The organism is Maledivibacter halophilus, from assembly GCF_900167445.1.
GTDB classification, from domain to species: domain Bacteria; phylum Bacillota; class Clostridia; order Peptostreptococcales; family Caminicellaceae; genus Maledivibacter; species Maledivibacter halophilus.
The window spans coordinates 388,382-402,266 of the sequence record NZ_FUZT01000002.1; the positions used below are offsets into that span (position 1 = coordinate 388,382).

At 29.9% G+C, this 13,885-nt stretch carries 15 protein-coding genes and 1 other annotated feature (1 of these 16 only partly in view); all 15 genes read left to right on the plus strand.

The window, feature by feature from the left end; all coding sequences use genetic code 11:
• Positions 1–140 precede the first annotated feature (140 nt).
• Complete coding sequence (locus B5X81_RS05665; RefSeq protein ID WP_079490022.1) at positions 141–419, plus strand: CopG family ribbon-helix-helix protein; 279 nt, start codon at positions 141–143, stop codon at positions 417–419.
• A 1-nt stretch (position 420) separates the two neighbouring features.
• Positions 421–771, plus strand: coding sequence for a type II toxin-antitoxin system PemK/MazF family toxin (locus B5X81_RS05670; protein WP_079490023.1), 351 nt, complete (start codon positions 421–423; stop codon positions 769–771).
• Between the two features lie 243 nt (positions 772–1,014).
• Positions 1,015–1,581, plus strand: coding sequence for a hypothetical protein (locus B5X81_RS05675; protein WP_079490025.1), 567 nt, complete (start codon positions 1,015–1,017; stop codon positions 1,579–1,581).
• A 106-nt stretch (positions 1,582–1,687) separates the two neighbouring features.
• A complete protein-coding gene (locus B5X81_RS05680) occupies positions 1,688–2,170 on the plus strand; it encodes a DUF4330 domain-containing protein (RefSeq protein ID WP_079490026.1) in 483 nt (160 codons plus the stop codon).
• Positions 2,171–2,219: 49 nt separating this feature from the next.
• A complete protein-coding gene (locus B5X81_RS05685; protein WP_079490028.1) occupies positions 2,220–2,747 on the plus strand; it encodes a hypothetical protein in 528 nt (175 codons plus the stop codon).
• Positions 2,748–2,798: 51 nt separating this feature from the next.
• The gene (locus B5X81_RS05690; protein ID WP_079490029.1) at positions 2,799–4,133 is read left to right on the plus strand and encodes an O-antigen ligase family protein; all 1,335 of its coding nucleotides are present in this window, start codon (positions 2,799–2,801) and stop codon (positions 4,131–4,133) included.
• 262 nt (positions 4,134–4,395) lie between these two features.
• Positions 4,396–5,529: a glycosyltransferase family 4 protein gene (locus B5X81_RS05695; RefSeq protein ID WP_170917296.1), complete on the plus strand. Its 1,134-nt coding sequence runs from the start codon at positions 4,396–4,398 to the stop codon at positions 5,527–5,529.
• Positions 5,526–6,020, plus strand: coding sequence for a DUF4330 domain-containing protein (locus tag B5X81_RS05700; RefSeq protein ID WP_079490032.1), 495 nt, complete (start codon positions 5,526–5,528; stop codon positions 6,018–6,020). Before B5X81_RS05695 ends, B5X81_RS05700 begins: the two co-directional genes overlap by 4 nt.
• 49 nt (positions 6,021–6,069) lie before the next feature.
• The gene (gene csaB / locus B5X81_RS05705; RefSeq protein ID WP_079490034.1) at positions 6,070–7,149 is read left to right on the plus strand and encodes a polysaccharide pyruvyl transferase CsaB; all 1,080 of its coding nucleotides are present in this window, start codon (positions 6,070–6,072) and stop codon (positions 7,147–7,149) included.
• Between the two features lie 17 nt (positions 7,150–7,166).
• Positions 7,167–7,901, plus strand: a complete 735-nt coding sequence (locus B5X81_RS05710) for a WecB/TagA/CpsF family glycosyltransferase (protein ID WP_208984992.1) — start codon at positions 7,167–7,169, stop codon at positions 7,899–7,901.
• Positions 7,902–8,291: 390 nt separating this feature from the next.
• A complete protein-coding gene (locus B5X81_RS05715; RefSeq protein WP_139380256.1) occupies positions 8,292–9,161 on the plus strand; it encodes a YitT family protein in 870 nt (289 codons plus the stop codon).
• 188 nt (positions 9,162–9,349) lie between these two features.
• Positions 9,350–10,174: a transketolase gene (locus B5X81_RS05720; RefSeq protein WP_079490037.1), complete on the plus strand. Its 825-nt coding sequence runs from the start codon at positions 9,350–9,352 to the stop codon at positions 10,172–10,174.
• On the plus strand, positions 10,174–11,112 hold the full coding sequence (locus B5X81_RS05725; RefSeq protein WP_079490038.1) for a transketolase family protein: 939 nt from the start codon (positions 10,174–10,176) through the stop codon (positions 11,110–11,112). The genes B5X81_RS05720 and B5X81_RS05725 overlap by 1 nt, the downstream gene beginning before the upstream one ends.
• A 154-nt stretch (positions 11,113–11,266) precedes the next feature.
• On the plus strand, positions 11,267–11,767 hold the full coding sequence (locus tag B5X81_RS05730) for a protease complex subunit PrcB family protein (RefSeq protein ID WP_244282011.1): 501 nt from the start codon (positions 11,267–11,269) through the stop codon (positions 11,765–11,767).
• Positions 11,768–12,141: 374 nt separating this feature from the next.
• Positions 12,142–13,308 (plus strand): LysM peptidoglycan-binding domain-containing protein, encoded by a 1,167-nt coding sequence (locus tag B5X81_RS05735; protein ID WP_079490040.1) that lies wholly within the window; start codon positions 12,142–12,144, stop codon positions 13,306–13,308.
• A 348-nt stretch (positions 13,309–13,656) separates the two neighbouring features.
• Positions 13,657–13,885: a binding site (T-box leader), on the plus strand; it runs 34 nt beyond the window's last position.

A 13,885-nucleotide genomic window follows, 5' to 3' on the forward strand; every position in this document is an offset into this window, starting at 1 on the left:
AATCAAATATAAACATATGTATAAAAAATTGTTGAGATTGACACACTTATACTAAATAGTATATAATGTTACCATCTATGAAGAAAAATTTTATATAGTTATTTTTTGTTTGTTTATTAATATTCTCCTGGAGGTGCAGTATGGCTGAAACAAAGAAAATAATGGTATGCGTGCCCAATTCTTTACTTGAGGAAGTTGACTACATAGTAAAATTAGAAAAGAGAAATAGAAGTGAATTTATCAGAGAAGCCATGAAAGCATATTTAAGGGAGAGAAAAAAAATGGAAATGAGAGAAACGATGAAAATTGGATATAAAGATATGGCCACTTTAAATTTGGTCTATGCTGAAATGGGTATTGATATAGATTTATGTTGTCTTAAAAAATATGAAGATGAGCTTGCTGCGGAGTGTGAGTAGATTGATAATTCGAAGAGGAGATATATTTTATGCAGACCTAAGCCCTGTTGTTGGTTCAGAACAAGGAGGGGTGCGTCCAGTACTTGTTATTCAAAATGATATAGGAAACAAATATAGTCCCACTGTTATTATTGCAGCAATAACTTCGCAGATTAATAAGGCCAAGCTGCCTACCCATATAGAAATAAGTGGGAAAAAATATGGTATACCAAAGGACTCAGTAATACTTTTAGAACAAGTTAGGACTATAGACAAAAGAAGATTTATTGAAAAGATTTGTAAGCTTGATGAAGAAATGATGAATAAAGTTAATGAAGGCTTGATGATAAGTCTTGGACTTGTAGAAATATAGAGCAAAAGCTCCTTATTTATAAAAAAGGGTTTTTGCTTTTTCTTTTTCATAAAGGATACTATTTAAAGTCTTATATCAATATTTTATAATATTAAGAAATTATTTTTTAATAGCCCTTATGAGAATATTTATGTTAAAATGTAAAGGGACATAAGAATAGTGATAACTGATTCTAAGGCAAAATTCAAGATTAAATAATATCTGTCCATAATAAATATTATATTAATACTTAGGAGGGAATTTATGAATAAAATAAAGCCTAAGAAGTCATTAGCTATATGTTTATCTACAATTGCTTTAGCGGGCAGTTTTTTCGTAATTAGTGGAAGTGGATTTATGGGGCCAGGTTCTGATGATGATCCAATAGTGACTCTGAGCTATGTTGAAAAGAGGATAGAACAAATTAAATATTACATAAATCAAAATATTGAAACAATAAATAATGAAACAATGGGATTAAAAACAAGAGTGAAAGAGCTTGAAGGACAGAGTAACAAATCAAATTTGATTCCAAATGAATCCAATATCTCAGTGGCAGCTTCACCATCTAAATTTGAAGTTGTTGCTATAGAAGCTGGGCAAATACTTAAACTCGGTGAAAGTAGTGAAGTGATTTGGCGTTCAGGTAAAGCTACTGCTATAGCCAGTGAAAATGGAGGGCTTTTAGATGTTACTATAGGAAAGGATATTAAAACAGGAGAAGAAATACCTCTCCATCATTTATTAATAATACCAAGAAATGATGGAAGAGGAATGACAGTAACAGCTAAATCCTTTGTTATGATAAAGGGCACTTATGCTATTCAATAGAGAGTATATGAATACAATAACCTTTTCAAAAGAAATGAAATAATAACCAACTCTGAAGTATTATGAGCTTTAGTGTTGATTATCGATATAAGGAGGACTGATTATAATGATTATAGATTCAAAAGGAAAACTGTTTGGCATAATTAACGTAATAGATTTGACTATATTATTATTAATAATTGTTTTAATAGGAGGAGGAGCATATAAACTTAGCAGTTTAAAAGACTTATCCATAGAGGACCAGAAACCCATAAAGGTTGTTATTGAATTTGAAGAAGGGAATAAAGGACTTATAGATGCCATAAAAGAAGGAGATATTTTATTTGACTCTGTTAGAGGAACAGAATTCGGAAAGGTAGTTGATAAGACTATAACTCCCCATAGAGAACATGTTATAGGGAAGGATGGAAAAGTGGAATATAAGGAGATACCGGGAGCTTTTGATGGTGAAATAAGGCTTGATTCAATGGCATTAATAAATGAGGACGGTTATTTAGTAGCTACAAAGCCATTATACATCGGTTCGGAACTAAGGCTAAAATCAACTAAATATGTATTTGACTGCAAGGTATTAAATATCGAGGAATAATTATTTCCTTAATTAATTTATGATATTGTAAGGTTTAGGAGTTGATACTGTGAAACATAGTATAATTATAAGATTGTTAAGAAGAATAACTGATTTTACAAGGAAATATTATTCATTTAGTACTACTAGAAAATTATTAAATAGAATTTCTTCAATTATCAGGAATCTGTTTATTCATAGTTATATATACAAATTTTTCATAAGTAAAAACAAAAGCGAGGGAAAACTTGTTAAATTTTCTATAATAGGTAAATTTGAAAGTTTTATGCAGGTGATATTAGATTTTTTAAACAGCTTATACCGTAAAGGAACAAAGGGAAGCTTTGTATTTAACCTTTTAGATAATATTAGCAAAGTTCAAAAAAGAAGTAAGCTTCAATTTATATCATTTGGGATCATAGGATTAGTATTAACCTATAATTTACTTAGTTTTATGAATAAAAGCATTTATGTTGATCAGTTATATATAAGTGGAATAATGATTATTTTATCTATTAATATATATTTTATTGATATAAATAGATTATATGAACATAGTTTTTTTAAAAAAATAGTTGATAGCTTTTTAAAAATCTAAGTGAGCATTATCGGATGTATTTGTTTCCCATGTGGCTGAGGAGTGATATTAATGAGTGAAGAAATAGTTTATTCAAAATATAAATGGATAGGCCTTGTATTAGGAGGTATTGTAGGGGCTATAGGGTATTTTTTTGGAGCTTTAGAGACAATAAAGGTAATAGTGGCATTGTTTATGCTTAAGTTAATATTTCAAAACCCAATTTATAGTGTGGCCCTATATATAATAAGTATTCCTTTTGTATCAGATATGAGTACATTGTTGATGGGGATATTAGTAATTACTTCATACTGTATTAATTTTATTAAGAAAGGTAAATTTACTTTTAAATTTACTCCAGCTAATTTTTTAATACTATTGTTTTCTATTATTATAGTAATTAGTACTATTTTATCTATTTCACCGGGTGGAAGCTTTAGAGATTTTGCTATCCACATGGTATCTATTGGGATAGTATTTATGTTAATTCATAGTAAAAAATCTAAGGATGAAATATATTTATTGAGCGGTATCTTCGTTTTAACTGCAACAATTGTGTCGCTTCATGGTTTTTATCAATTTTTTAAAGGAGTACCCATGGGCAGTGGATGGCTGGATGTTTCTCAAAACCCTAATATTGAAACAAGGGTTTTTTCTACCTTTGAAAACCCCAATATATTAGCAGAATATTTAATAATGGTACTTCCTATATCAATAGCTTTATTTTTTGTTAACAATGGGATTATAAAAAAAATATGCTTTGCTCTAGCATCAGGTGTGATTTTTATTTGTATAGGATTAACATACTCTAGAGGAAGCTGGATTGGATTGGCATTTAGTATAATAGTATTTATTTTATTTATTGACTTTAAGAAACTTGCTTTTTTTATTCCGGCAGGGATTGGGTCATTGTTTTTAATGCCTAATTCAATACTTGAAAGAATTAGCACAATGGGAAGTCTACAGGATAGTTCCATTTTTTATAGATTTAATTTATTAAATAAGGCCATGGATATCTTAAAGGATTTTTGGTTTTCTGGAATTGGGATAGGCTATGTTGCCTTTAGAAAAATATCTCCTTTTTACATAAGGAATATGGCTCCATATCATACTCATAATACGTATTTACAAATTGCAATCGAACTTGGAATTATAGGGATTATTGTATTCCTGTTATTAATATTAAATATATTTAAAATGGGAGTTAGCTCAATTGTTAATAGTAACAGCAGATTTATTAAGTTTTTGACAACAGCTTATATTTCTTCATTAAGTGCTATATTAGTACATGGAATTGCTGAGCACATATTTTTTAATCCTAAAATCATTTTAGTTTTCTGGCTAATTGTTGGAATGAACTTAAGTATCTATAGGGTTTCTAAAGAAACTTCAATTCAAGAAAGCTAATATTTAAAGATGAAGAAATTGCATAATACATGTAAAGAATTTTAAAATACAAAATGCAGTAGAGAAAATTAGGTTAGTATCTACATATTATATTTTAAAATTAATAATGTTAATTATGTAAGTTTCTCAGATAACAAAATATAAAGTATAATAAATTTTATGGATACATATATGATTTTTGATTTGTATAAGCTAAAGTTTTTACTCAAATTCCTATAGTAGATAAAACCAGTAAAAGAAATAACTAAAGAGGATGATATGTATGAATATTTTATTAGCTGCAATGGCTATGGATATTGGAGGAGCAGAAACACATATTGTGGGACTGGCAAATGAATTAAAAAGAATAGGATATAAACCAGTTGTAGTTTCTTCTGGTGGAATTTATGTAGAAGAATTAAAAAAACAAGGCATAAAGCATTACAATGCCCCTTTGAATAAGAAAGACATTAAAAGTATTCTAAAATCAATTAGAATTTTAAAAAGTGTTATAGATAAAGAAAAAATTCAAATTATTCATGCCCACGGGAGGATACCTGCACTAAACGGAAAAATTCTTTCATCAGTAAAAGGAATTCCCTTTATGACCACAGCCCATGCTAAATTTACTGTTTCTCTGCTTTATAAATACACCTCCTTTTGGGGAAAGGAAGTTATATCTATAAGCGAAGATATCAAGAATCACCTAATTAAGGAATTTAGTGTTAAGCCAGAAAGGATAACAATAATACCAAATGGCATAGATACAGATAAATTTAATCCTAATTTAAAGGACATGAATTTAAAATCTGAACTAAATCTTAATGAAGATACTTTAAAAATTGTGTATGTAAGTAGGATTTCAGGACCACTGGCTGAACTTGTTAAGCTTGTTATTGAGGCAGTAAAGGAAGCCTATAAGGAATTAAATAATATTGAAATTATCATTGCAGGTGACGGAGATAGATTTGAAGAGGTATGTAGAGTTGCTGAAAAGGTAAATAAGGAATTTGATAAAAATCTGATACATATGCTTGGCAAAAGAACTGATATTCCAGAGATTTTGTCTATTGGGGATTTGGCTATTTCTGTATCGAGATCTGCATTGGAAGCTATGGCTTGTGAAAAACCTGTAATTTTAGCAGGTGGAGAAGGTTATATGGGACTATTGACAGAAGATAATATGGAAGCTGCAATTTCTAATAATTTTACAGGAAGAACCTCTAATGATAATATAACTGTAGAAAAACTTAAAAATGAAATTTTAACAGTTTTGAAGTTTGGCAGTAAAGAAAGGGCAATAGAATTAGGACAATTAGGTAGAGAAATTGTGACAGAGAAATTTTCAGTTAAGAAAATGACTGAAAAAACTGTAGAGATATACAAAAGGCTGTTAAAAAGGAGTGTAGAAAAATGAAGATAATAGATAGCAAAGGAAAAATTTTTGGGATTATAAATTATTTGGATTTAGTAGTTCTTCTAATTGTTGCATTACTTATAGGAAAATTTTTCGTATTAGACAATGATGAAAAAACAAAGGAATTATTACAAACTCAAGCCAATAAAGAAATATTACTTACTTATAGTGTTGAAAACATTAAAGACGTATCTGTAAACAGTGTAAAAGAAGGGGATATATTTAGAGATGTAGAAAGCGGCAATGTCTTAGGAGAAGTTGTAAAAAAGGAAGTATCTGATGCTAAGATGCAGACCACAGATAAAGATGGTAATGTAATATATAGTACTATACCTGATAGATATGATATGCTCCTCACTTTAAAGGGCAAAGGAAAAGAAACTGAAAAAAATATTAAAATTTCTACGGTCGATGTTCAAGTAGGTAGAAAAATGCTTTTTGAAAGTAAACTAATTCGATTTAGTGGAATAATTTATGATATAAAGTATTAGAGACAGAGTCAACCTTTTGCTTAAATATTTCCTTGAAAGGAAGAACCCTATGAAAAGTGTATTTATTTTTGGATATTATGGTTTTAAAAATTTAGGTGATGAAGCTATTTTATCTTCTATAGTCAAAATGATTAAAGAAAAGGATTCCAGGATAGAAATATTTGCTCTTTCATATAATGTGAAGTATACTGAAAGTACTCATAAAATAAATGGTGTGAGTAGAAATAGTATTATAGATATAATAAAGGCTATAAAAAATTCCAGCTTAGTTATAAGTGGAGGAGGAACTTTATTACAGGATACCACTAGTAGTCGCTCTCTTATGTATTACTTGGCGCTTATTATTGTGGCAAAGCTATTTAAGAAACCTGTTCTATTTTTTTGTAATGGATTTGGACCAATAAAGAATAAATTTAATAAATTTTTAACTAAGAAGGTTGCTAATAAAGTAGATAAAATAGTTTTAAGGGATCCTAAGTCAAAAGAAATTATGGAATCAAATGGAATTGTGAAATTAAAAGAAGTAACCATTGATGCAGCATTTTCATTAAATGGTGTTAATGATGTAAGAGCCAAAGAGCTATTGGCCAATGAAAATATTCCAACTGATAAGCCTTTAATAGGAATATCGGTTAGACCTTGGAGTGTAGGTGAAGATTTTTTAGAAACTATGGCAAAATTTGCAGATTATATTTGTGAAAGGGATTTAAATGTTGTATTTATACCTATGCAGGCTACTAAAGATGAAAATATATCTAATAAAATAATTGAAAAAATGAAGCATCGTGCCTTTATATTAAAAAAGCAATATACACCCCAGGAAGTTTTAGGTATTATAGGGATATTAGATATTTTAGTTGCTATGAGATTACATGCACTTATATTTGCTGCTATTAAAGAGATTCCTATGATAGGAATAGAATATGACCCAAAGGTCGATTCTTTTTTAAAGATGGTAAAACAAAAAAATGGAGGAAAGGTAGAAACATTAGATTTTCTAAATCTCTGTATAGAATTTGACAATTTATATCAAGAAAGAGTTAAAGTTGCTAAGAATTTACATGATATAGTTGAAAAATTGAAGGATGTTTCTAAGCAGAATAAGGAGTTTTTAAGTAAAATGCTATAAGTAAAGTAGGTGTAATAGTGAGAAAAACAACAAAAATTTATGGTTCACCAATAGATATAGTTACCATGGAAAGTGCTGTTGAAAGATTTAAGCAATTGCTGGACAGATCTAGTTTTTCATTTGTTTGTACTCCTAATACAGAAATAGTTATGATGGCCAAAGAGGATGAAGAGCTTACTGAGGTCCTCAAATTATCGGATATGAATATTCCCGATGGGATTGGACTAATTATTGCTTCAAAAATACATAGGTTGGGTCTTGTTGAAAGAGTAACAGGAATAGATTTAATGGGTGAGATACTTAAATTTTGCAATTATTCTAGAAAATCCATCTATATATTTGGAGGAAAACCGGGAGTTGCAAAAAGGGCAGTACATAATATTTTGGAAAAATATCCTGGCATTGAAGTGAAAGGATATAGAAACGGATATTTTAAAAAGGATGAAGAAAAGAATATTATAGAGAATATAAACAAATTATCTCCAGATATACTATTTGTTGCATTAGGTGCACCTAAGCAGGAAAAATGGATTTATAAGCATCGAAAAGAATTAAAAGCTAAAATTGCTATGGGTGTTGGAGGATGTATAGATATTTGGGCTGGAACAGCAAAGCGAGCACCGAAGATTTTTAGAATTCTTGGATTGGAATGGTTTTATAGACTTATAAAAGAACCTTCAAGATTTAAGAGAATGATGGTATTACCTAAATTTATGATTAAGGTCCTTACAAGTAAGAATATTAGTAATTGAGAAAATTGCATAACTCTAATATGGCTGGGTTTTATAATATATATTATGGTATTGCTTTAGAAAAATTAAAACTATATGTAGTATATGATTTTTTAAGAAGGTAATTATGCAATTTACTCAATTAAATAAGTTCAATAACTACAAAGTACAAGATGGGCTCTTGTGCTTTTTAAATTTATTGAATAGTGGGAATAATTTGTACTGTGAAGTCATTTTAGACTTTAATTGGCATTATTTTGTGAAAATTAACTAATAATAAAGTAAAAATATTTTATTTGTTATATAACTATGTTATAATGTCTTTTGTGTAATATAGGCTGTTATATGCCTTTAAATCTTTAAAGTATTTATCTTTATAAGCAGGGATATGTTATAAGGTAGGTGATGTGGATGAAGAGCGAATGGTATAGGAAGGTTTTTCCATATATAGGTATCACATTGGGAACCTTTTTAATGGCATTAGGCTTGCTGCTGTTTCTAGAACCAAATACCATAGCTCCCGGTGGAGTAACAGGACTTGCAATTGTCATTCAGAAGGTTACAGGAGTTCCTATAGATGTAACTAACCTGGCTGTAAATATTCCTCTATTTATAATAGGAATTATTACTCTTGGTAGGGCTTTTGGAGCCAAAACTGCCTTTGGAACAGCAACTCTTTCCTTATTTATTAGGATTTTAATTATAGTTTTAGGAAAGAATATTAATGCCACCGATGATCTCTTATTAGCTGCAATATTTGGCGGAGTAATACTTGGAATAGGGATAGGTATTGTATTTATCAGTGGCGGTACCACTGGTGGAACTGATTTAGCAGGAGCTATATTAAATAAATACATACCAGGACTGAGCACGGCAAAACTTATGATGATTATTGACCTTATAATTGTAACTGCTGCCGGTATAGTTAACAAAAATATTGAAACTTCTTTATATTCAATAATATCTTTATACATACTTGTTAAAGTTGCTGATTTTATCGTTGAAGGACTTAATTATTCAAAGGCATTTTATATAATAACCGATTATTCTGAGGAAATCGGTAAAGAAATTATTGAAAAGTTAAATAGAGGGGCCACGGCTTTCAAGGCCAGAGGTATGTATACTGGAAGAGATAGAGAGGTGCTTTTATGTGTTGTTAATAGAGCTCAGGTAGTTAAACTTAAACAAATAGTCTATGATATAGATAGTAGAGCATTTATAATGGTAACAACTATACATGAAGTACTTGGAGAAGGCTTTGCTCCAATTGATAAAAAATAGTTTTAAATAGCTGGTTTTAGATTATTGAGGAAATTGCATAATATATGTAAAGAATTTTAAAATTAATAATGTTAATTATGCAAATTTCTCTATTATAAAATTCATAGAAAACATATAAGCTTTTATTATTTTCCATGAATTTTATATTGAGTCTTAATTTTCATTATCTATAAATAGGAGGTAGGTTCATGAATAACAGATATCAGGAGTTAAAAAAAATTGCCACGCAAATTAGAAAAGACATAGTGGAGATGACTAATGCCGCTGGGTCAGGTCATCCTGGGGGATCATTGTCAGCAGCAGACATATTGACTGTTTTATATTTTAATAAAATGAATATCGATCCTGAGAACCCAAAACTTGAAAACAGGGACAAATTTGTACTTTCTAAAGGACATGCTGCACCAGTACTATATTCTACCCTTGCAAGGCGAGGATATTTTTCTCCAAAAGAGCTTTTGAAATTAAGAAAGATTGGAAGCATACTTCAAGGACATCCGGATATGAAAGGGATACCAGGTGTAGAAATGTCTACAGGATCTTTAGGTCAAGGCTTTTCAACTTCAGTAGGAATGGCTTTAGCTTCAAAACTAGATAAAAAAGATAACAGAATATATGTTTTACTTGGTGATGGAGAAATGAATGAAGGATTAGTTTGGGAAGCTGCTATGGCTGCGGCCCACTATAAATTAGACAATCTTACTGCTATTTTGGATTATAATGGTCTTCAAATAGATGGTAAAAATGAAGATGTAATGAATATAAAGCCCGTAGATGAAAAGTGGAAAAGTTTTGGGTGGAATGTAATTGAAATTGATGGACATAATTTTGAAGAAATAATTAATGCATTCGAAAAGGCTGAAGGAAATAATGAAAAACCAACTATGATTATTGCAAAAACCGTAAAAGGTAAGGGTGTTTCATTCATGGAAAATGAAGCTTCTTGGCATGGGACAGCTCCAAAGGATGAAGATAAGGAAAAAGCATTAATGGAACTTGGAGGTGAAAAATAATGACAAAAAAAATAGCCACTCGTGAGACCTATGGTGAAACTTTAGTTGAACTTGGAAAAGGAAATGAAAATATAGTTGTTTTGGATGCTGACCTATCAAAATCTACAAAAACCCATGGATTTTCTAAGGAATTTCCCAATAGATTTTTTAATATGGGTATAGCAGAACAAAATCTTATGGGAACAGCTGCTGGACTTGCAGCTTCTGGTAAAATACCATTTGCAAGTACCTTTGCTGTATTTGCAGCAGGTAGAGCATTTGAAATTATAAGAAATTCTATTTGTTATCCTAAATTGAATGTTAAGATATGTGCCACCCATGCTGGTATTACTGTAGGAGAAGATGGTGCTTCCCACCAGGCTATTGAGGACTTAGCACTAATGAGGGCATTGCCAAATATGACAGTTATAAATCCTGCAGATGCGGTGTCTGCTAAGGCCCTTTTAAATGAAGCTGCTAAATATAATGGACCTGTATATGTCAGATTAGGACGTGCTAAGGTTCCAGTAATATATAATGAAAAGGATACTGAGTTTGTTATAGGAAAGGGAATGGAAGTAAAAACCGGACAGGATATAACCATTATAGCCACAGGTATAATGGTAGAAACTGCTATAAAAGCCTGTGAAGAACTTGAAAAGGAAAATATTTCTGTTAGAGTAATTGATATACATACATTAAAGCCTATAGATAAGGATATTATTGTAAAAGCTGCAAAAGAGACTAAAGGAATAATTACAGTTGAGGAGCATAATATTATTGGAGGATTGGGAAGTGCAGTTGCAGAAGTTCTTGCAGAAAATTATCCTTCACAACTGAAAAGAATTGGAATTAATGATACCTTTGGTGAATCAGGTAAGCCCGATGAGCTTATGAAAAAATATGGACTAACATCAGAAAATATAATATTAAAGGCTAAAGAGATATTACAAGGATAAAACTTAAGGGCATTGCCCTTAAGTTTTATTTAGTGTGGAATATTTGTACCCCTTTTTGAATAGTATTTATAGTGAAACGAATTGAAAGATTATAAGTAAAGATAACCAACTTTAAAACCGATGTTGGTTACTTATAAAAGGGGGGATATCTAAAATGGAAAATAATATGAACAATAATATGAAAAAACCTAATGACAGTTTTAAGAGATTTTTTAATATAAAATCTCTCATGATTCTATTGGTAGTTATTCTAGTTTTAATAAGTGGAACGATGGCAATAAAACACTTTACCAATGATGAAGAAAAAGTTGAATTTCAAGTTTTAAGTGGAAAAGAAATACCTCAAAAATTGAATGAAATTTTACCTAGATATCAAACATTAGAGAGGGCTCTAGCCTGTAAGGTTAACGGAGAAATTTACGTTGTTGTAACAAGGGGAGAAAAACCTACAGGTGGCTATAGTGTTGATATAGATAAAATTGAAAAAATGAAGGATGAAGAAGATAAATTCAAACTGATCGTTTATGCTAAATTTACAGATCCAAAACCAGGAGATGTAGTGACACAGGCTGTTACATACCCTTATGTAGTTGCAAAAACTAATTTAAAGGAACTTCCCTATAGAATTGAACTGAAGACTAGATATGAAGAATAAAAAAAACTAATTCAAAATTAAGTTAATTGAGCAAATTGCATAATTACCTCTTCAAAAAACTAACTACCACATATTGTTTTGAAATCTTTGAAGCTATACCATATATATTATGCAATTTTGCTAAATTGGAGTTATGCAATTTCCTCAATTATATGAGATAAAAAAGCTATAAGTTTTTGGTTGAAATTCACTAAAAATTTATAGCCTTTTTATATTGATTTAAAAAGCAAATAGTTAGATCTCCTATTCCAATATTTACTTAAAGGTTATTGTCGATAAATGTCGAAATTGTACATTCGTAAGTCTACGTTTAGATCGTAGAAAAATAATTAAAATTACTGACAATTTTGACATTATACCTAAGGAGGAAAAGTATGGATTTCAAGAAATTTGTTATTGGAGGAATAGTTGGGCTAACTTTATTGTCGCAAAGTGGTATTAATGCCTTTGCCGATATAGTTTCCTATGAGGTGCAAAGTGGAGATACCTATTGGAAGGTGAGTGAAAAATATTCTGTTGATTTAAATGAACTTATTAGAGAAAATTCAGCAGAAAATAATCCTTATCTAAATGTTGGACAGACTATAAAAATTCCATATGATTCAAATGAAAAAATACTTTATAAGGTTGTATCTGGCGATGCCTATTGGAAAATAAGTGAAAAGTTTAATATCAATATTAATAAATTACTGGAAGCAAATAATGCAAATTCTACTACTAGGCTAAATATTAATGATGTAGTAATAATTCCTGTTGGGGACAGCTATAGAAAACATATAGTTGAAGCTGGAGAAACTTATTGGAAAATAAGTCAGAAATATTCAGTAGACATACACGAGCTGCTAAGAATAAATAATGCAGATGAGGACAGTCCCCTTTACATAGGTCAGAGTTTATCTGTACCTAATGAGTCATATCCAAGTTCCAATAATACTAATAATTCTAAACCCTATATTACCTATACAAATTATACAGTACAAAGAGGCGATGATTTTTGGAAAATATCAATTAAATTTGGAATTCCTCAATATGAATTAATTAAAGCAAACAATATGACAGAAAATACCATGTTGAATATTGGTGATATACTTAAAATTCCTGTTCATCATGTGCCTGTTAAAAATACTCCTGGGCAAAAATATGGTGAATATCTTGATTGGTGGACAGAAGCCCAGTATGTAGTTCCAATAGGCAAGGTATTTAAAGTTAGAGATTTTTATACTGGCAAAGAGTGGACTATGAAGAGAACTATAGGTGCCAGTCACGCCGATTGTGAACCACTGACAAAATATGATTCTGCTGTTATGAAAGAAGTATGGGGAGGATATTACAGCTGGAAAACCAGACCTGTACTAATACTGGTTGATAGTAGAAAAATAGCAGCTTCAGCCTCTGCAATGCCCCATGATATAGAATATATTAGTAATAATGGTATAACGGGACATATGGATATACATTTTGCAAACAGTACAAGACACAAAGATAATAAAATAGATTATGACCATCAGTATAATATAAAGGTTTCAGCAGGACTAAAATAGAGAATTATAAAGTTTTTTAGTATATATAATTGTATAATTAAAATTTAGGACAATTGCATAGTACATATGGTAGTACTCTAGAGATTTTAAAATCATATGTAATAGTTATCTTTACAAGAACTAATTATGCAATTTCCTTAATTATAAGTTTTTTAGAATATTAAATATTTACAAAGCTATTACAAAATAATGCCAATATATAGTAAAACAAATAATTAAAGAGTTATTACAAATTAATATTAAAAAATTGTATGGATAAAAATTATTTAGAAAATTCAAAATTAGTGTTGACTTATATGAATAAGGGTAGTATAATTTTCATAAATATTCAAAATTAAAATACTATATTAAAAAGTGTTGATAGAGAGAAAGATATCTAAACTTTTAACTACAGAGAGCCAAGGTTTGCTGAGATTTGGCGTTGAAGAAGATATGGAATGATCACTCTTGAACTGTCTGATCGAAAGGATGTCTAAGTAGATTGGGTCGGGTGCTACCGTTATATAGCTAGGATTAAAAGAATTAGTCTTTGATCTGAATAAAGAGTCAATTAATTATTTTTATTAATTGAAACTAG